Annotated in this window: 17 protein-coding genes; 14 read left to right on the top strand and 3 right to left on the bottom strand. The window is 28.2% G+C overall.

Annotated features, from left to right (window positions below):
* Genes QEJ31_RS06690 through QEJ31_RS06680 form a run of 3 tightly spaced genes read left to right on the top strand, consistent with a single transcriptional unit; the run spans position 1 to position 3,442 of the window.
* Complete coding sequence (locus tag QEJ31_RS06690; protein ID WP_280593009.1) at positions 1-1,011, top strand: hypothetical protein; 1,011 nt, start codon at positions 1-3, stop codon at positions 1,009-1,011.
* Positions 1,008-2,225, top strand: coding sequence for a class I adenylate-forming enzyme family protein (locus tag QEJ31_RS06685; RefSeq protein ID WP_280593008.1), 1,218 nt, complete (start codon positions 1,008-1,010; stop codon positions 2,223-2,225). The genes QEJ31_RS06690 and QEJ31_RS06685 overlap by 4 nt, the downstream gene beginning before the upstream one ends.
* The gene (locus QEJ31_RS06680) at positions 2,222-3,442 is read left to right on the top strand and encodes an MFS transporter (protein ID WP_280593007.1); all 1,221 of its coding nucleotides are present in this window, start codon (positions 2,222-2,224) and stop codon (positions 3,440-3,442) included. The genes QEJ31_RS06685 and QEJ31_RS06680 overlap by 4 nt, the downstream gene beginning before the upstream one ends.
* Positions 3,443-3,445: 3 nt before the next feature.
* Here QEJ31_RS06680 and QEJ31_RS06675 read toward each other — a convergent pair whose 3' ends face one another.
* The gene (locus QEJ31_RS06675; RefSeq protein WP_280593006.1) at positions 3,446-5,056 is read right to left on the bottom strand and encodes a sulfatase-like hydrolase/transferase; all 1,611 of its coding nucleotides are present in this window, start codon (positions 5,054-5,056) and stop codon (positions 3,446-3,448) included.
* Positions 5,057-5,210: 154 nt separating this feature from the next.
* Here QEJ31_RS06675 and QEJ31_RS06670 point away from each other — a divergent pair, with 154 nt between their 5' ends.
* The 7 genes from QEJ31_RS06670 (at position 5,211) to QEJ31_RS06640 (ending at position 12,440) form a co-directional block, all read left to right on the top strand.
* Positions 5,211-5,705, top strand: coding sequence for a hypothetical protein (locus QEJ31_RS06670; RefSeq protein WP_280593005.1), 495 nt, complete (start codon positions 5,211-5,213; stop codon positions 5,703-5,705).
* Entirely contained in the window at positions 5,638-6,105 is a 468-nt protein-coding gene (locus tag QEJ31_RS06665; RefSeq protein WP_348524546.1) for a transposase, read from the top strand. Before QEJ31_RS06670 ends, QEJ31_RS06665 begins: the two co-directional genes overlap by 68 nt.
* Positions 6,106-7,701: 1,596 nt before the next feature.
* The gene (locus QEJ31_RS06660; protein WP_280593003.1) at positions 7,702-8,001 is read left to right on the top strand and encodes a site-specific integrase; all 300 of its coding nucleotides are present in this window, start codon (positions 7,702-7,704) and stop codon (positions 7,999-8,001) included.
* Between the two features lie 669 nt (positions 8,002-8,670).
* Positions 8,671-9,960 carry a nucleotidyltransferase gene (locus QEJ31_RS06655; protein WP_348524552.1) on the top strand — a complete coding sequence of 430 codons (1,290 nt, stop codon included), beginning with the start codon at positions 8,671-8,673 and terminating at the stop codon, positions 9,958-9,960.
* A 10-nt stretch (positions 9,961-9,970) separates the two neighbouring features.
* Positions 9,971-10,555 (top strand): SLATT domain-containing protein, encoded by a 585-nt coding sequence (locus tag QEJ31_RS06650; protein ID WP_280593001.1) that lies wholly within the window; start codon positions 9,971-9,973, stop codon positions 10,553-10,555.
* 96 nt (positions 10,556-10,651) lie between these two features.
* Complete coding sequence (locus tag QEJ31_RS06645) at positions 10,652-11,692, top strand: PIN domain-containing protein (RefSeq protein ID WP_280593000.1); 1,041 nt, start codon at positions 10,652-10,654, stop codon at positions 11,690-11,692.
* Between the two features lie 442 nt (positions 11,693-12,134).
* On the top strand, positions 12,135-12,440 hold the full coding sequence (locus QEJ31_RS06640; protein WP_280592999.1) for a hypothetical protein: 306 nt from the start codon (positions 12,135-12,137) through the stop codon (positions 12,438-12,440).
* Positions 12,441-12,552: 112 nt separating this feature from the next.
* Here QEJ31_RS06640 and QEJ31_RS06635 read toward each other — a convergent pair whose 3' ends face one another.
* On the bottom strand, positions 12,553-15,282 hold the full coding sequence (locus QEJ31_RS06635) for a DNA methyltransferase (RefSeq protein ID WP_280592998.1): 2,730 nt from the start codon (positions 15,280-15,282) through the stop codon (positions 12,553-12,555).
* 274 nt (positions 15,283-15,556) lie between these two features.
* On the opposite strand from QEJ31_RS06635, the gene QEJ31_RS06630 reads away from it, so the two are divergent.
* Genes QEJ31_RS06630 through QEJ31_RS06615 form a run of 4 tightly spaced genes read left to right on the top strand, consistent with a single transcriptional unit; the run spans position 15,557 to position 19,038 of the window.
* Positions 15,557-16,147 (top strand): recombinase family protein, encoded by a 591-nt coding sequence (locus tag QEJ31_RS06630; protein ID WP_280592997.1) that lies wholly within the window; start codon positions 15,557-15,559, stop codon positions 16,145-16,147.
* Positions 16,144-17,616 carry a Mu transposase C-terminal domain-containing protein gene (locus QEJ31_RS06625; RefSeq protein ID WP_280592996.1) on the top strand — a complete coding sequence of 491 codons (1,473 nt, stop codon included), beginning with the start codon at positions 16,144-16,146 and terminating at the stop codon, positions 17,614-17,616. The genes QEJ31_RS06630 and QEJ31_RS06625 overlap by 4 nt, the downstream gene beginning before the upstream one ends.
* Complete coding sequence (locus QEJ31_RS06620) at positions 17,603-18,427, top strand: AAA family ATPase (RefSeq protein ID WP_280592995.1); 825 nt, start codon at positions 17,603-17,605, stop codon at positions 18,425-18,427. Before QEJ31_RS06625 ends, QEJ31_RS06620 begins: the two co-directional genes overlap by 14 nt.
* Positions 18,428-18,465: 38 nt before the next feature.
* Complete coding sequence (locus QEJ31_RS06615; RefSeq protein ID WP_280592994.1) at positions 18,466-19,038, top strand: hypothetical protein; 573 nt, start codon at positions 18,466-18,468, stop codon at positions 19,036-19,038.
* A 162-nt stretch (positions 19,039-19,200) separates the two neighbouring features.
* On the opposite strand, the gene QEJ31_RS06610 is transcribed toward QEJ31_RS06615, so the two are convergent.
* Positions 19,201-20,748, bottom strand: a complete 1,548-nt coding sequence (locus QEJ31_RS06610) for a DUF262 domain-containing protein (protein WP_280592993.1) — start codon at positions 20,746-20,748, stop codon at positions 19,201-19,203.
* Between the last annotated feature and the right edge of the window lie 392 nt (positions 20,749-21,140).

The raw sequence follows: 21,140 nt of genomic DNA, 5'->3' as shown, positions 1-21,140 counted from the left end.
ATGAATATTTTCGCTCAAATTAATAAAATATATTTTTCTGAATATCATTTAGCCCCATTAAAAAAGCTAAATAGTAAATCTGATTTAAATTTAAGAAAAGGATATTTACTAAAATTTGAATTTAAAAAATTAGGCAATGGTTATTGCGATTTATTTACTTGGCCAGAGCTAGGTGATTTACAAGGAATAAAGCAACTTGAAAATTTAAAAGCAAAGATATTAAATAATCAATTGATGAAATGCATTTATTTTTCATATTTAGATGCGAAATTTAGAAGCAAAAAAGAAAATATTTTAACTAAAATTATAAATCCTAAAAATCACTTAACAGTGGTTGATTTTAATGAGTTAAATTTGGATTTTATTCTTGAACTTAAAAATCAGGGATTTGAAAAAATAAAAATAAAACTTGGTATTAATATTTTAGAAATTCAACAGAAATTGACTACTATTTTTGAAATATTGTGTGAAAATAAAATAAAAGTAAGGATTGATTTTAATAATACTTTAAGCAAAGAATTATTTGAATTGTTTCTGAATATAATTCGTCCCTATTTAAACATAATAGATTTTATTGAAGACCCATTTCCTGAATTTTATAAGGGCTATTTTCATATTAAAGAAAGATATTTAAATCTTAATTTAGCTTTAGATAGATTCACTGATAATCAGCTTTCAAGTATTCATGAAGTGCCTGTTGACTTTTATGTTATTAAACCTGCTGTGCAAAAATTAAATTACAGTAATTTTCAATCAAATTTAGTTTTTACTAGTTATATGGATCATCCGTTAGGACAACTATGTGCCTTATATGAAGCTGGTTTGTTTCTAAAAAAAGGAAATATTTTTGATAATTTTCATTGTGGATTTTTAACCCATTCTTTATATGAAAAAAATAAATATTCAGAAACTTTTTCTATTAAAGATTCAAAGCTCATTCCATCAGGAGAAGGAACAGGATTTGGATTTGATGAATATTTACAAAAAGAGAATTGGAAGGAGTTGATATGAAAAGTATAGACTGGCTTTCTGAATCTTCGCATATCTTCTTAAATCCCAAAGCTATGCCAACATATGAATTTAAATTAAATGCAATTGAGTCAGAATTTAATTTGTCAAATCATATTTTTTTAGCAACTTCAGGATCAACGGCTGTATCTCCTGAAGATATAAAGTTAGTTGCTTTGAATAAGAAAGCAATTTTAAATAGTGCTGAGTCTGTTAATAAACATCTATATACAACTGCAAAAGATATTATTTTAAATCCATTACCTATTTTTCATATTGGAGGTTTAGCTACTTATGCAAGAGCATTTTTATCTGGGGCAAAGCATTTAGATTTATCTAACTATTCTGCTAAATGGGATCCTGTAAACTTTGTTGAATTGCTAAAAAATGAAAAAGTAACAGTAACATCATTAGTGCCAACTCAAATTTACGATATAATAGCATTAAATTTAACTTGTCCTAAATATTTAAGAGCTGTAATTGTAGGAGGGGGCGGATTATCTTACTCAATTTATAAAGCAGCAAAAGCTTTAAAATGGCCAATTTTCTTAAGTTATGGTATGTCAGAAACTTGTTCTCAGGTTGCAACAAGTAATATAAATGAATTTTGGTCAGAGCAAGAAGATTTTCCTAAATTAAAAATTTTAGAGCACTTAAATGTTTTTTTAGATAGTGATAGTTGTATAACTATATCAGGCAATTCTTTATTAACTGGTTATGTAAAGTTTAATTATAATAATTATCAATTTATCAATCCTTTGAATGAAATAAGTTGTAATGACAAAAAAATTAATTGTTTAAAAACCTGTGATATTGGAAGAGTCGACAAAGGTTATCTTTCTATTATTGGTAGAATTGATGATGTTATAAAAATTAGTGGAGAATCTGTTTCTCTTACTAGGCTAGATTTTATTATGAAAAATATTCTTTCTGAACAAAAAGTAAGAATTGATTCGGCAATAATAGTAGAAAATGATAATAGATTGCAAAATAAAATATCAATCGTCTTTGAAAAGAGTGAAAACGATAAGCAAAATTCTCTAATAAATAATGTGATAGAAAAATTTAATAAGCAAGTCTTTCCTTTTGAAAGATTAAATAAGCATTACTTTATTGACAAAATACCTAGAACTCCATTAGGAAAGTTACAAAGAAATCAGCTTATGCAGTTGTTACACAATTATAATTCTGATCCAATTAAGGAAACGAATAAATGAAAACAAATCCTAATTTTATAATTTTTATCTTAGCTTTGGGCTATATGATTGATTTTTTTGATCTCACTATTTTTGCTGTGGTAAGAATTCCTGTCTTAATTTCATTAGGAGTTCCTGAGCATGAATATCTAAAAGTTAGTTCTTTAATGTTTAATTCCCAAGCACTTGGAGTTGTTGTAGGTGGGGTTTTAAGTGGTATTTGGGGTGATAAATTTGGTCGGATGTCGGCAGTCCGATTAGGTATTTTGGTATATTCTATAGCAATAATTTTAAATACTTTTGTCACATCGGTCCCTATGTTTGCATTTATGCGGTTTATAGCAGGAGTGGGCTTAGCCGGTGAATTTGCAGCCTCAATTACATTATTAAGTGAAATTCTTGATACAAAAGAAAGAGGTAGGGCTTCGGGAATAATTTACTCATCAGGTGTTATTGGTGGAATGCTAGCTGCATTTATTGGAACTTTCTTTGCTTGGAAAACTTTATTTATCGTAGGCGGGATTGCAGGGTTAATTTTATTAATTGTAAGAATATCTGTTGCTGATTCTATTATCTTTCAAAATTTAAAAAATAAACAGCATATTGCACGTGGAAGTTTAAAATTATTGCTTCTAAATAAAAATTCATTAAGAAAACTAATTGCATTTTTATTATCGATAATTCCATTTTGGTTTATGGCATTTTTTGTAAATTTTGCTCCTGAAGTAGCAAAATCAGTAGGAATTAAAGAAACAATAAATCAGGGACTTTCTTTAGCTATCTACTTTATCGGTTCATTTTTTGGAGCCTACTTTTTTCCTTACCTAGCTAAATTAACTGCAAGTAGGAAAAAATCTATTTTTAGTGCACTTTTTATTATGCTTCTTGCAATTACGTTATTCTCTTTAGGAAACTTACTCACCATTCAGTTGTACTATACTATTTTACTTTTAATCGGTCTTGCCAGTGGTTATTCAGGAATATTTATGGTTTTTGCAGCAGAAAGCTTTGGCACAAATCAAAGAAATATTGCCTCTTCTGTAATATCAAATTTAGCTCGTTGTTCATTAATTGTGATGAACGCCTTTGTCCCATGGATGGCGGGACAATTTCATCAAATTTGGGTTGGGTTAGTTTTGTCTGCAACAATTATTTTTACTTTAGGTGTCATTGCTTTATTTAGTTTAAAAGAAACTAGTTATAAAAGTCTAGACTTTCATGAAGGTGAAGCTTCTTAATTTCTATGTAACAGAAGTTGCGCAATTGGTTAAAATGCTTAGATCAGGTTTAAATGAGGATGACTTTATCTCTAAAAAGTCTAAAACTGTGTGATAAATATTGTCATGCGAAAATGAGTTTTTCAGTTTATTTCTTAAACATTTTTCATCTATATTTTTTCTTTGTTGCATAGAATCAGAAAACCATAAAATAAATGGAATATGTTTTTGATCTATTGGTGCAACAAAATATGGTTCACCATGCATATATAATCCATATTCACCAAGAGATTCCCCATGATCTGAGGCATATAACATGGCGGTTTGGTATGATTCATTTCCTAATTCTTTTAAATATGAAATTGTGTAATTAATAATATAATCTGTGTATAAAATTGAATTATCGTAACTATTTATTATAGCTTCAGTAGAACATGACTTTAATGTTACATTATTACATATGGGTAAGAATTTTTGAAACTCTTTCGGATAGCGATTGTTGTAGTCTGGCCCGTGACTTCCTCTTTGATGCAAAACAAGAAATAAATCGTTTTTATCATTTTCCAATTGCTGTTTTGTTGGCATGGATTTGAGTAAAACTTCATCGAAATTTGAAGAATAAAAATCACCTAAAACTATTTCTTTTACATTTCTGGTCACGCCTTGGCTACCCATACCATTGTCATACCATTCAACTTTATAATTGTTTTTTGCAATTGTTTCTAGTAAGTTTTCAGTGTGATCATATTTATCTAATGAATAGTTTTTTCTCTCATAGCTAGAAAACATGCAAGGTAGTGAAACATTTGTAATGGTACCACAAGAATAAAAATCGCTAAAATTAAAAATATTTTGTGTTTTCAAGAGAGGGTTTGTTTCTCTTTTATAACCATTTAAGGAAAAATTTTTTGCTCTAGCCGATTCTCCTAAGATAAAAATAAAAATTGTTTTCTTATTTTCCTTTTTAGGAATATCAATTCTGCTTGAATTGAAAGTTATAAATTTTTCTTTACTATTTTTTTTAACTGAAACTTTTATATATCTTTTTAACCCATGCAAGTAATTTAGAGGAATAAAATTTTTTGCAATCATATCTGAAGTTTTTGTTTCTGCAGCTAGAGAAGTATAGACCTGATGATTTAAAAATGTGCTTAGGGTAAAACAAGTTATTAAAATGAAAAGAATAATTTTTTGCAGCAGAAATTTATGAATTTTAGGATAAATAATTTTTGATTTAGCAATAAATATTGTTGGTAGAATGAAAGTTAAGAAAATTGTAACAAAAAATTTTAATGTTAAAAATGATGAAGCTTCGATAATTGTTGTTGTAAAAAAACTTCTTACTAAATCTGCGTTGTTTAAATCAACATTGTAATTAGTAATTGCATAAAAGCTTAATGATGAAAGAAAAAGTAAAATAATTAAGAATGCTTTTGTTAAGTAAGTAAAACTTATTAGAAATAATGCTAGAAATAGTATTGATAAAATATTAAATAAAACCAATATAAATTCTAAATAATCTTTGAAATGAATTAATTTTTCTATTTCTAAGTATCCAGTGATTAGTGGAAAATTTAGAACTAGAAGAAAATAGAATGCAAACAAAATGCAAAATTTAAGAATCGATATTTTCATAGGCAGATCTCATTTAATAATGGAAACCAAATATTTTTGATATATATAGTGGTAATGCCAGTTAAGAGTTGAGAAAAATATTGTGAAGATTGAAGAAATAGCTCCAATTTGTTAGTTAATTGTTGCTTAAAACAAAGTAACAAAGGAGCTACCAATGGATTGGCAGAACCAACTCATTACCGTTTACCTTACTTCCTGCAAATTTTTTTCTCAACTTTCTCCCTACATTTTTTTAAAAATAAGTCCTAATTCAAATCCTTCGTTTACTGATGAAGAAACCATCACAATTTACATCTTTGGAATTTTGAATGAACTTAAAAATATAAAATCAATTTTTAAATTTACAAAAAATTTCCTTAGTGAATGGTTTCCAAATTTACCTTCTTATGAAGGATTTTTATTTAGACTTAACAATCTGAATCATCTTTTTCCTGAACTTTCTAAATTCCTTTTACAGAATAAAAAGTTCAAATTAAATTCAAATACTACTAAACCTTTCGTTCTAATTGACTCTTTACCAATTATCTTGGCAAAGGGTTTTAGAGCTCACAAATGTAATACAGCAAAAGAAATTTCTTCAATTGGTTTCTGCTCTTCCAAAAATCTTTTTTTATTTTGGATTGAAACTTCATCTTACTGCTTTATTTAAAAATAAACGCCTTGCTTCCCCGGTATCAATGAAAATAACACGTGCTGCAACACATGATTTAACAGCGGTTAAGAATGATCTTTTAAATTTAAATCACTCAGAACTATTTGCTGATCGAGCGTACTGCGATCAATTTACTAAACAAAAATTGGCTAAAAAAAATTCTAACTTGCATACTCCAATTAAACTTTCAAGAAGTAAAAAAACTCTCTCATACGATGAAAAAGTATATTCAAAATCTGTTAGTTCAATTAGACAATCAATTGAAATCCTATTCAACTGGCTAATTGAATCTAGTGGTATTCAAACGGCATCTAAAGTCCGTTCAACAAAGGGCTTGCTTGTACATGTTTTCGGAAGATTTTCTGCATGCCTTTTTAAGTACATGTTCTTTTTCTAAATACATATTCTCAACTCTTAACTGGCATTGGTACTATAATAAGCATTTGAAGCATTTAGCTGCAAATAAAGGACGAAATTTATTTGCACTGTCTACTTTAGTACCCACTATCTGGGTTTTTAATTAATCCCATAGTATTAAATAAAATTAATATTATCAATCACATTATCTAAAAAAAGTGTTTTTGAAGTAGAAAGGAAAATTTGAAATATTTCGTTGAATGCCTTTTAAAATTGGTTGCAGATGAAAATTGGTGAGCAATTGGAAGGGTGAGATTTAAGTGAGTAGTGAAAGTTTAAAATGGAATGATTTATGATAAATTAAAATTTTTTAAGTTTTGATTTATGAAAAGAGGGTCGAAATTATACTTGTAAATAGGATGTTATGAAAAGAATATCGGCCTTATTTTATATTAGAATAAAATGCAATTAAATTTGTTTTCTTAATTACTTGAATAAATGATGATATATATATGAAAAAAATAAGAGATCAAAACGAATTTTTAAATAAAATCTTCTCTTAAATTAATAGCCTTGTTCCAATATTGATTTTACCCTATCTATTGAGGATACCTTGTCAGCATTGTATCTTTCTGCAGATACGAGTCTTTTGAATTCCAAAGGAATCTCTTTGATTTTTCCGTTTTAATGTACGATAGTAGTAATGAGTCCTTGGGCTATTCCTCTTCCGTGGGAAGCTGCGGTAATGAACCCAGGGTTTTTTATTTCAAGGTTTGCTTTTTTGATTCTATTTTCTATTAATTCGTATGTTGATTTCTGAAAATCCAACAATTGAAAAATTAAATATTGTTTGCTAAAATACAGCAAAAATAATATTGAAGTAAAATACTATATTTTTGATTATGATAATTTAAAAACATGTATGTCAGATATTACTTTAAAAAATAAAATTTCAGCTGATGCATCAGAATTTTAATTGGAAGATTATAAAACAATTATTTTTTATAAGTATGTAAAAGAGTATATTGAAGCAGTTATAAATGAAAATTATAGCTTGATACAAAATAATAAAACTAAAAATGCTATTGAAACATTTATAAAATTTATTTTAATTCTAAAGAATTCCAAGAAATCAAATCAATTTGTAATTTTTAAATGCTGAATAGCTATAAATAATTCTTAAAATATTATTTTACCCTGAGTTTTTCTCATGCATAAAGCAAGTAATTGGTAATCTTGAATATTTTTTTAGGATCATCTTGCTGTTTAATTTTAGCTACTCTCCTTATAAGAGAGTAGCTAAAATTAAACAGCAATACAAAAATGAGTTTAAATCAGCTGATATTTTTTTTTGGCTAAGCCCTTATAAAGGTATTATCCAAAATAAAATATCAATTATAATATTACATTTTTGTATAATATTTTGAAATTATTAAATATTTTTTGAAGATTATATATGCAAGTTTTTCTTCTCATACTTTTCCGCTAAGTTCCATTAGCAGACAAGTTTATGAATTTGAAGGTACTCCTTACTTTTTCGAATGCCCACTTTGCCTTGCGATTTCATGCAGACTAGACTTGAGGTGCAATTGCAGATCCAAGCAAAATCTCGACTGCTAATCGGAAAAGGCTTATTTTGGAAAAAGCATGGGACGATTTTAATCACTGGGTTCAGTTTTTCGAAATAAAGGATCTTACCCAGGCGAGTCTTCGTGAATACAAAAGGGATGTGAGACAATTTTTGGAGTGGCTTAAAGAAAGTGGCGGCGGTTACTCGTCTGCCAAAAACATCGGCATGAGCACAGCAAGAAACTACCGTGAGAATTTGATTGCAAAAAGTCATAAAGCATCCACTATCAAACGTAGAATCCAAAGCATTGCGGCTTTTTATCTGACCTTGATGTTGCTGATAAGCAAAATCCCTTTCGCAATTTAAAACAAATTCTAATTGTCCGCACGTCCACTAAATCCATTGATTGCAATGAGTCCAATAAAGTATTCCGTTTTGCCGATAATTTAGAAGAAAAAGATCATGGTCTTTCTTTAGCGATTATTACTTTATTACGTCATGCAGGGCTTCGGGCAAGTGAACTTGTTGCTATTCGTATTTCTGATCATGAAATCAGAGAAAAAACGGGAAAAGTTCTTGTTAGAAAAGGAAAAGGATTAAAGGAACGTCTTGTTCCTTTAAATTTAGATGCAAGAGAAGAATTAAAACCTTGGCTTTGTGCAAGAAATAATATTTTAAAAAAAATAGGAGAGCGTTTTTTAAAAAAGGAAAAGAGGTTCCCAAATGGGTTTATTCTGATTTTTTATTCATAGGACAAAGAGGCGTTTTAACCACTCGTGGGGTTCATTATATCACCCAAAAAATTGGGCGGCTTGCAAATTTAGATGTTTGTCTTGGACCTCATAGATTAAGACATACGTTTGCTCGTGCTGCACTTGATCCAAAGGGTTACGCTTTAAATCGTGAGCCTGTTCCCTTACCTGCTCTTAAAAAAATGTTAGGACATTCTAGAATTGAAACCACTTCAATTTACTCGGAATTCACTTATGAGGACCATGCTAGGTTTCTTGAAGAAAGGGAAAAGGAATGTCAGTAATGTCTGTAGCAAATATGTTCGAAAAATTTTTAGAGAATTTAAAAATTGATAATGAAGATATTATAAGTAGTAGATATGCTGAAATTACAGCTTCTTTAAATAAATATTTTAGAGATACAGAGTCAAAAACAAATAATAGTTTGCAAGTTGGATCTTATGGAAGACATACTGCTATTAAAGATATTTCTGATTTAGATATGATTTATTTCCTTCCTCAAGATCAATGGGAAAGATTTAAAACAAAACAGTCTTATCTTTTACAAGAAACTAAAAAAGCAATAAAAGAGCGTTACCCTAATACAGAAATGAGTGGAGATGGACAAGTTGTAACGGTCTCTTTTACAGATGGTCAAACATTTGAAATTTTACCTGCCTTTGAAGAAGATGATGGGAGTTTTAAATATCCAGATACGAATGATGGTGGTTCTTGGAAAAATACAGATCCAAGAAAAGAAATTGATGCTATTTCGGAGTTGAATAAAAAGAAAAATGGTAATTTAAGAGAGCTTTGTAAGATGGCTAGAGCTTGGAAAAATAAACATGGTATTGAAATGGGAGGTTTATTGATTGATACTTTATCATATAATTTCTTAAATGATACTACTGATTATGATGAAAAAAGTTACTCTTCATTTGATTCATTAGTAAAAGATTTTTTTAATTATCTTTTAAATCTTCCATCTGAACAAACATATTATTATGCTCCTGGAAGTAAGCAAAGAGTAAATGTTAAAAAAAGTTTCCAAAAGAAAGCTAAAGAAGCATATGATTTATGTTTAAAAGCAATTGAAGCCAAAGGTTCTGAAGGAGTTAATAAAAAATGGATAAAAATATTTGGAAAACCTTTCCCATTAGCTTCGTCGGATAAAGATGAAAAAAGAGATTCAGAAATTAATTATGATAATACTGAAGAATTTATTGAAGATAGGTATCCAATTGATATTCGATATCATATTAAATTAGATTGTGAAGTTACCCAAAATGGAGTTAGAAATTTTTGGTTATTAGAAAAATTAGATAGAATATTTAAGTTAAGACCAAAAAATAATCTATTGTTTAAAGTAATTGAAAATGATATTCCAGAGCCTTTTGAACTAAAATGGAAAGTATTGAATAAAGGAATAGAAGCACAAAAGAGAAATTTAATTCGAGGGCAAATTCTTGATGATGCAGGTTATTTAAATAGGAATGAGGAGACTCAATTTAGAGGAGATCATATTGTAGAATGTTACGCAATTAAGAACGGGGTAGTTGTTGCAAAAGACAGTATTTTAGTCCCAATTGAATAAGGAAATTTGAATGAGTAAAGAAGACTTACTTAAATTGATAGCTCAATCAGCATATAATGTTGGTTTTGGGGCTAAAAAACATTTTGCAACATTTGATATTGTAGAGAAAGCTCCTGGTTGGATTGGATTTATTTCATTTGCGGCAGGTATCTTAGGTCTATTTGTCGATTTTTTCTCTGGTAAATACATAACGGCTCTCTTTTTAATTATTGGTCTTTCAAGCCTTTATATCGGATTTTATTGTGATACAAAGAACTCCTATGAACAAAAAGGGAAAGAATTAACTAAAATATATAATGATCTTAGGAATCTTTATTTTGAAGTTAAACATTCCGAAAAAAATAACTTTGATAATGAAAAGTCTTCTCTGGATAAATTTAATGAAAGTTATAATAATATTAGTATTAGTAAACAAGTTTTCTTAAGTGATTGGTATGCCCACTACAAGTTTTTTTGGCAACATCAAATTGATTGGATTAATGAAGAACTAAAATTAAATTTTTATAAAGATAAGATACCATTGTCTTTTTATATTTTTATTTTAGTACTCGTATTTGTGCTTATTTTATATATACTAAAAATATATATTTGTTGATAAAATATATTAATTTAAATTAAGTATAAATGTTTAATTTAAAATAGGCTAAAAATATAAGTAAATCTAACAGAGGAATATTTTAAATGCAGCATCTTGAAAAAAAAAAATAAACTACATGAGTGGTTTTCTAAAGATGAGATAAATACGGTCTATATATTTATTGATTCACAAGTATTTACAAGTGAAAAATACGATTTTAATAATTCTAAATTCAATACAATAAAAAAAGCTTCTGAGAATAAACATATTAAAATAATTACAACATATGTAATAATTGAAGAAGCAAAGAAGAAATATAGTGAATCAATCGATGCAATAGAAAAATCAAAATCGAATATACACATAAAGAAAACAATTGAAAATGTCGATAAAATTATTAATTGTAGTGAAGAAATAGACTTTTTTCTTAAATTTATGGAAGATTTTAAAGTTGAAAATATTTCAGAATTTACAGATATATCAATGAAAGATGTATTACAGGATTATTTTAAAAAAAAGCCACCATTTAAAATTAAAAAGAATGAATTCCCAGATGCCTACAATATAAAATGTATAAAATCATTTGTAAAAAACAATCGTGCAATAGTTATGTCTGGAGATCCTGATTATGAAGAATGCTTTAAAGATAATGAAAATATTGTTTTATTAAAAAGACTTGAGGAATTTACAGATATATACATTAAAGAAATAGATGATAATGTTTATTTTAAATCAAAAAAATATATTTCAGAAAATTTTGAAAACATGAAATCGTTAATAATAAATGAAAATATATATCTTGAACAATTTGAGCCAAGTGACTATCATGAAGGAATGGATATACATGACATTGAAATAAAAAAATTGGATTTAATTGATACAAAATTTGAGGAAATTATTGATAATCAAAATGTTATTATAAAAGTATATTTGAATGGTATTGCAAAATTATCAATTAATTGTGAGGTCGAATATGATGATTGTCACATAGCAACAAATCATAAATTTCTACGTGTACCATTTAGATTAACATGTGATCTAAATATTGATCTTTCTAAAGATAAATTTGAAATAGATGATGTTAATTTACAACATGATGAATTTGAGCCAGATCCTGAATGGTTTAACTCTCTTGATGATGAATATACAAGATGAAGGCAATTGTCCTGTTAAATCCGCATAATGTTTTAGATTTGATTTTATTGATTATAAATTAAATAGAACTTCTTTAACATGTACGGAACGATACCTTGTCAACATAAGAGCTTAAAAAGTTATCCGGAGAAAAAAGGGATAGTTCCCGTCTGAAATTTTAAAAACTAGAAAATCTTATTTTCCTAAGTTTCCAGGGTTTGTTGTGAAAGGAACATTTCTTGGAATTCTATACTCACCGGATAACTCAACTTATCCTGCTAAATGGGGATTTATTCCGCTTCCTTTTTTCTTTGGTTAATTTGATGAGCAGATCAGATAAGTTGTAACCCTAGATTACTCAATAAATAAGTAATAATAAAGTAATTTGATGATTTTATTGAATTTATTTGGATGGTGAATTAGATTTGGAATATTTAACCATAAATCATTGAGGTCGATTATCATGGAAGAATGGTTTATTCGCTTTTTAATGGGTTTTCCTCCACGGGCAGAATCTGATGATAAAATAAATTTTTTTAGAACATTTCCAGAAGTTAAATCGCATGATAATTTTGGAAATTATTCTAATGAATTAGATTTTTTGTATCTAACTCGCAGGCGTATCTATACCAAAGAATTTATTGAATCATGGTTATTAGATAAAAAAATAAATAATGATTATAAAAAATGTTATAAAGATAATTGTCCTTATAAAAACAATGATTTAAATGAAAATTTTTCTCAAGAAAATGAAGATGATTTATTGTAACTAGAAACATTATTTTGCATATTCATGGAAAGAATAAATTGCGCTTTTTTTACAATTTCTTCATGCAAAAACATATAAATCATCTATAAATAGTAAAGGTTGAAGCTGAATCTTACGAAACTTTAGATGTGTTTTTAGTAAGTTCATAATTAAGAGAAATGAGAAATTCAATTATAAGATCTTGAGAATGAATGCATTTACGATCAAAAGAATATGAATCAGCAACAGAATCATCTAACTTTTTATGCAACTTTCTTAAAAGATCATAACTTCCTTCATTCATATTATTATATAATGTTGTTAAACCTATATTATCTGATCGACAAATTTGTTTTCTAGTTTCATCAATTTGTTCCATATATTGCCCCACTTTTGGATCAATCCTCTCAGGAAACGGAAAAGTTTGAAAAACTGTCGTGTTTGTATATCTTAAACTATACCCAAGAGTTGAGCATTGATATTTATACCAATCAGTGTGAAATTTTGATTGAAGTATTCCAAGTGACCCATAATCTTGAAGAGCTATTGCAACTGTAGAGTCTTCAGGTAAAGCTGTTTTTGCATCAACAAATATAAAGATAGGATATTTAGTATGTCTTGAGACCAAAATATACCGTCTTATTTTTGAAATTGCAGCTCGAAGATCTGGTCGAGATCTCCAGAACTGCCACCAATATTCATTACTTTGATTTCGCGTTTTATTTCTTCTTGTCGTCTTTTTTTGATCTTCAATCCTTTTCTTTAAAAGTTTGAGGACTTCAGGGTACTGCCTTACCTTTTCAATTGGCCAATTTTGAAAATCAATTATCCATTCTGAAGGTTTATTTTGAGGATCATCTACCACACTACTAGCGGTATAAAATTGTTTAATTACATCTTTATTTTTTGAAACTTTCAACAAACTTCGTGCTTCTTTGTCTGAAATGATAAACGCTTTTCCAAGTGTTGTAATCCCTTGAAATGCTTTATTGAGATTTGCAGATATGATTTTTGCTTCTTCATTCATTTGGAATGCCAATAACCTGCTGCTAATTATATCAACTTCTTTTCCATTGAGTACTTTTTTTCCGATGAAATTAGATTTATTTAAAAAATTTACAATACTTACATGAACTTTTGCTTCACCAGACCATTTTTGATGAGAGATTGCGTTAAATATCGTTCCACCAGATTCAATTACTTTATCAAGGCTGGCTCTCCTGCTATTTGTTTGAGATATTGTTTTAGTACACACAAAACCAACTCTAACCCCTAAACGAACATCCTCAAATACTTTTTCAAACCAATAGGTACAATAGTCTGACATTTTATTATGATCTCTAAACCTTTCACCAAGCCATTTAAAATATTTATCCCCTCGCGCTTTCCTTATCATTTTACATCCAATATAAGGAGGATTTCCAACAACAACATCAACATCATTCCATTGAACAACAAGCGCATCTGCTGAAATAATATGTTTTAAATCTTCAAGAGGGAGATCTGGTTCTGTAAGTTTATATTGATTACGAATTAGCTTTTTTGAAATCCATAGTGATACTTTTGTAAGAAAAGAAGAAAATGGGTTGATTTCAATTCCATACATATTTGTAATTGGAAACCATTCTAATATCTCTTGTACTTTTTCATAGGTTTCTCCGGAAAGTTGTTTATATTCCATAAAAATTTTTGCTTCTATAGCTTTTAACTCACGATATGCCACTACAAGAAAATTTCCTGAACCACACGCTGGATCAAGAATCCGATAAGTTTTAAGTTTTTTGTGCACCTCTCTTAAGTCAGCAAGTGATTTGCAATTACTTACTAATTCATTCCAAAAATCAAGAATACATGGCTTTATCACTTTCATTATGTCTTCTTCAAATGTAAAATGCATTCCATCATTATGTCTTATCTTTTTAGTTTGACTGGATTCAAATAATGCTCCGAATATTTCAGGACGGACATTCTTCCAATCTAGTTGACATGATTGCCAAAGTAATTCCTCCTCATTATCATTCAATACAATTTCTGGTTTAATACAAAACAAAGGGCCATTAAAATAACGAACGTTTTGAAATCGACCTTTTTTACGATTTAAATCCTTTTCATCCATCATTTTAAACAATGTACTTAAAATATTGGCGGAATTATCTTCTCCATCTTTGATTCTGTGAACGCAATTTGTAAAAGTTTGTGGTGGTAAATATCCAATATCTTCAGAAAATAAACAAAACAAGCATTGAAGCACAAATAGATCAACTTCTTCATCTTGATCTTTAAGTCTCATTCGTAAAGATTTATAAAATTGTCCCATGAGTTGTGCAGATTTTTTCGTTACTTCTTCTTGTTCAGGTATAAATGTAGGATTTAGCTTTAATAAAAAATAGAAAGATTCAACATTATTTTCTAGTTCTGATATTTTCAAAGAATAATTTTTTGAATCACGTGTATCATAGATGATAAATACATGAAAATTACAAAGGATAAGATATGGAACATTTTTCTTTTTAGCTTCCCAGTATTTCAAGGCTTGTGGCAGTTGATCTAATAAATCTGCTTTTGTTCTAAATTTATTTTTGTCTTTCATCTCAATGATAACTATGTCTTTGATAAAGGCATCTGCAAATCCATTTCCTGTATTTACTTCAAAAGGAAGATCATTTGGATTATGAAATACAATTCCAAAACAATTGAAAAACTCTGTGAGAAAGGTTTGATAACCCTGCCTTTCATTTTTTGAATAGTCTTTCCATCTGTGGTAAAATTTAGATAAATTGTCTTGGATAGAGGTATATTGTGTTTGCATGAATTTTTTGTCGGCTTGAGATTGAACTTGTTTATCTAAATTATTTGACACCATGGAAATTTCTATTCAATTTTTAGTATGGAGTTTTTTGCACAAACCCTCGAAGTGGTGGAATAAGAAATATTTCAATAAGTAGTTTCAGTGCTTTTAAAGTTTTGACTATATTTAAGGTAATAAAAATTCTCATAAACGGTCGTTTTTGAGAATACTCCCTTATAATATTTCAAATCCAAATTTTATTAGGAAACTTCTTTCTCAATAACCATTCTTGATTCTAATTTCTCATCCTGATACTCTCTAATGAGTTTTGAGAAGGAGCAAAGTAACTATGCTTATCGGATATGCAAGAGTTTCAACTCAAGAACAAAATTTAGATTTACAGCAACAAACTTTACAAAATTCTGGTTGTAATAAAATTTTTGTTGATAAAGCAAGCGGAAGTAGATCTGCTCGACCTGGTTTGGAGAAATCTATGGAACAGCTTAGGGAAGGAGATACTTTTGTTGTTTGGAAATTAGATCGCCTTGGAAGAAATATCAAAGACCTGATCGATTTTGTAAAGGAACTTGAAATAAAGAAAATTCAATTTAAAAGCCTTACTGATAATATCGACACATCTACTCCTTCTGGGCGATTTTTTTTTCATACAATGGCTGCTCTTGCACAGATGGAAAGAGAACTTATCGTAGAACGAACTAAAGCAGGTTTAAAAGCAGCAAAGGAACGTGGTAGAATAGGTGGCAGAAAAAGAAGAATGACTGCAAATAAACTTGAATCTGCTAAAAAATTACTTTTTAGTGGCACTCCACCAAAAGACGTTGCTGCTAGTCTTGGTATTTCAATACCTACACTTTATCGTTGGTTACCAGCAAGTTCTCGTATCGAAAATACATCAATATTTTCTGAAAACAATTTATGAAAAAAGAAAAAAAAGATTTAGAAAACAAGTTTCTTACATCACTTCCAGAATCTTCTCAATCTGAAATTATTCGTCGTTATAGAATTATTGAACCTTTTTTAAAAAAAATAAAGAAACTCAAAGTAATTTGTTCAGAAGAAAAAGTTTCTTTTAGAACTTTACAAAGTTGGATAAGTAAATATCGCAAAAATGGATTAATAGGTTTATCTCGAACTAAACGAAGTGATGAAGGTAAAAATAGAGTTTATAATGAAGAATTGCAAATAATTATAGAAGGAATTCATCTAAGAAACTCACATTTAAGTAAAGCTAGTATTTATAGAAAAATAGAAGAATTTTCAAAATCAAAAAATATGAAATGTCCAAGCTATAAAACAATTTGTAATATTGTAACGAATATACCTAAAGACTTAAAAACTTTGGCACATGAAGGAACAAAAGCATATAAAGATAAATTTGATTTATTATATATCCGTGAATCAAGCTTACCCAATGAAATTTGGCAAGCAGATCATATGCTATTAGATATTTTATTAACTTGTGATGGGAATAAAAAAATCAATAAGCCTTGGTTAACAATTATTATTGATGATTATAGTCGAGGTATTTGCGGATATGAACTTTCTTTTATGGCTCCCTCATCAAAAAAAACATCATTGGCACTAAGGCAAGGTATATGGAAGAAAAAAGAATCTAATTGGTCAATCTGTGGCATACCTTCTACACTTTATACAGATCATGGATCAGATTTTACTTCACAACATATTGAACAGGTTTGTATTGATTTAAAGATTGAACTTATTTTTTCAAATGTAGGAATGCCTAGAGGAAGAGGAAAGATTGAACGTTTTTTTAGAACCTTGAATCAATTATTAATTTCTGAATTAGATGGATTTACTGGTTCTAAATCACCAAAGGCAAAATTAAATTTAGCTGAATTAGAGATTTTAATACATAAATTCATTCTAAAATATAATCAAAGTGAATTAGATACTATAAATAATGATACTCCACAAAATAGATGGGAAAAAAATGGGTTTTTACCTCGACTTCCTGAATCAATAGAACAATTAGATTTGCTTCTTTTTACTTCAATAAGGCCTCGTAAAATTGGAAGAGATGGTATTAAATTTCAAGGATTGCGATATTTAGATCCTATACTTGCAGATTATATTGGTGAAGATATTATTATTCGATTTGACCAGAATGATTTAACAAGTATAAGAGTGTTTTACAACAATACATATTTATGTCAACCAGTGTGTGTGGATCTAGAGAAAGAAGCTGTAAGTTTAAAGGAAATTCAAAGCGCAAGAAACTCGAAAAGATTATATTTACAAAATGAAATAAAAAATAAATTATCACTAGTAGATGCTATACTGAATTCAAAACAAAAGATAACTAGTATAGAAATTAATCCGAAAAAAACTGAAAAGAGGATAAAACTAAAGCTTTATGAATCAGACTGATAATTTTATTTTAACAAAAGAATATAAAAGATTTGTTGAATTCTGTAAGGCTTGCCATAGAGAAAAATTTATTGGCTTATGTTATGGCCCACCTGGAGTAGGTAAAACAGAATCTGCTATGAAATTTTCAAAATGGAAGGAAATTCTTGTTGATATTGAAGGAGTTTCATCATCATATGATTATGAAACACATATATCATATGATGATCTTAATACAGTATTATTTACTCCAGACGTATCATCAACAGTAAATAAATTTGAATCTAAATTAAGAGAATCAATATTTAATTTTAATGAGGCAAAAGAACGTTTTATTTATGGAAAAAATGAAACACCAGTAAAATTGAAACAATATGTTGAAACAATAATAATCGATGAAGCTGATAGACTTAATGCAAAAGGTTTTGAAGAAATTAGAGATTTATATGATAGAAAATTCCGTAAATCTCCACAGGATCCTCAACTCACTGTTATTTTAATAGGAATGCCAGGAATTGAGAAAAGGCTTGCGCGTTTTCCACAGTTATATTCAAGAATAGGATTTGTTCACTCATTTAAATCTTTGAGTAATGAAGAGGTTATTTTTATTATAAAAAATCAAATTAAATTACTTAACGTAAATATTGATATAAATAATTTCTCTGATAATGAGGCTATTTCTGCTTTAACTCGAATAACAAATGGAAACTTCAGATTAATTAATCGACTTTTAAAACAATGCATACGAATTATGGATGTCAATCATCTCTCTTCTATTTCTAAAGAAGTAGTAGAAGCAGCTAGAGAATGCTTGGTCATTGGAAATTTTTAAAAATACGCAATTTATTGTTGCCAAAAATATGCAAAATAATGCTTCCAGTTACAGATTTATACCGACTGATGAGCAATTTTGACAATAATGTAAATAACGAGGGAATGAATGATAAAATTATAAAGAAAATACAAGAGATTATTTCTAATAATCATCAAGAAAAAAAGCTTATTCTTAAAGGAATATCAATTGTAGATCCTTACTTATTTTTAAACATATCAAATGATAAAGACAAAGGGCATGAAAATGCAAAAAAATTTATTGATGAAATAATTAAAAAATTCAATAGTGTTAAAATCAAAATTTATAGTGATGTAAGTCGTAAAAATAATGGAAAAACTGTAGATATTGTTCAAGTAAAAAAATTTTTCAAAGATAAATCAAATATTAACCTTTATAATTCAAATAATTGGCATGATAGACCTATTGTTTTACATTTTGAAAAAGAAAGTAAACCAGAATATTTTGGTATTTTAATAGGATCATCTATAGGGTCTATTGAAGGTAAAAAGATATATTTTGTATGTGATATAAATGATGAAGATACTAAGAAAACTATAGATATTCTTAAAAAGTTTGAGACAGCCGCACTTACAATTAGCCCTTCTTAAGATCTAGATTAATATGCAGGATTTGAGGCACTTACTATTATTTGTAAAAAAAGTTCGTTTTATTCCTTCGAAAGTTACAAATTTTACATTTAATTTTAGATATTTAAACAAGATAATTGGTCAATTTAGTAATGAACCTTATCGTGTACTTATTAGAAAGAGTTATTGTTTAAAAGTAGTGTTACAATAAGGATGAGCAGGTTGCAAATTTTTAACATTATTACTTCCTCCTTCTCTCTTTCTTAATATATGATCCATGGTAATTGAGTTTTTATGCAAGTAACCATTGCATATAGAGCATTTAATACAACCGTCAAGAGCTCTTGATAGAAACACATTAGACTTAGTTTCACTTGATGTAAGTAGAGTACTTTGTTGATTATCTGATTTTAAATAATTAAACTTTTTAATTTTAATTATATCGTTAAAAATATTCTCACTATTTACTTCAGTTAACTTAATAATTTCTAAAAATAAGTCTTTAATATCGTTATATGCCTCTCGACCGCCACGTTTTTTTCTTGTAATTTGTGATATTAAATCATCATTTTTTATAATAAAATCTTCAAATTTATCTCTTATTTTTGTAAATTGATGATATTTTTTAGGATCTGCTTCAAATTCTTTAATTAATGCGATTATTGCATATAAAGAAACAGGTTTATGCCTACCATGTTGAGAATAAAAATATACAGCAGGATGCAATCCCAGAGATGAAGCATGATCACTATTGATACGTCTCATAATTTTTAAAGTTTTTTCTAAAAATTTAATAGTTTCTGTACCATCTTTGTCATTTTTGCCATCATCTTTGTTATTTTTTAATATATCTTTACTGCTAGTATCATTAATGATATTAACGCAATCAAAGACTAATGGCAAAGTTTGTGATTTGAATGTTTGGCCTCCTATTGGTATATCTAAAGTTTTTATTGGTGTTTCAAGTTTCGGTAAAAATAAAATATCATGTATTTCCTTTGCAGTATCTTGAATTTTATCTTGATTTTTTTTATCAAAATTTGACCAATACTTATGTCCTTCTCCGCTTTTAATTATTGCTCTTGATGTTATACAATTTGCTAAATATCTCCCTTTGATTAATCTTAATTCTGTTGCGTCAATAGGTGAACCCTTTTGATTAATGTTAATAAAAGAATGCTCTGCTTTTTGATGATCTCCACTCACCCATTGTAACTGCAATCCTATAGACGCAAGATTTCTATGTTTTTGGCGTATTTTTTCATCTACTTTATCTGGATTTGTTAATGCAAGTTTATAATCACTATATAATCCAATTTTTTTTCTAATGTGTTTTTTAGTATCCTCTGCTATACTAATCTGTTCTTCTGGTATTTGATTATAGAACTTCTTAGATATCTCCCCATCACCGTAATCATTTCTTACCCATCCGAGTAATGCACTTAGTCTGTGAGAACCATCAATAACAAATAACAAACCATTTTTTGCTTTCCATAAAATAATAGCTGGAATTAAATCTCCATTTAAAAAACTTTCTATAAAATCGGCAATTTTTTCTTTATCCCATTCATTTGTTTCTCTTTGAAAATCTGGTTTTCTTAAATAAAGCGCAGTATAACTTTCAAGGTCAGATATAGAGAAATCATTTTTTTTAAAACTAATCTCGTCATAACTATTATCGTTTTTAAAATCTTCTCTTGGTATTAAAGCATCTAAATTTACCTTACTCATTTAAACATTCCTCAGATTAATAACCATTTCATAAAACTTAGGGAATCTCCGCACATGTTATTTGAAATCATACACATAGCAATTGTATCTATAATCAGTACATATCAAATAAACAATTTTCAGGAGAGTTTGTTTAAAGTATGTGTTCCAGGCAAACCATCTAGGTTTGTTCATGTATAGAAATGTTATCCATATAAAATAAGGATTTTTAATTATATAGCAAATGCTACCAAGATGGTGTACCCAGCCTTACTGGGTAGCATCTAAAAAAACGTAACAATATTTAATTCCATGCTAAATCAATAAGCATTAAGGAATTAGCAGGATAATAGAGCTTATCCCACTAAAACCTTAACTCCCTAAATCATCATACTATAAAGTAACAACCACCT

The organism is Pigmentibacter sp. JX0631, from assembly GCF_029873255.1.
GTDB lineage: Bacteria > Bdellovibrionota_B > Oligoflexia > Silvanigrellales > Silvanigrellaceae > Silvanigrella.
Note: the sequence above shows the minus strand (reverse complement) of the source record. Positions and strands in the feature narration are given on the sequence as shown.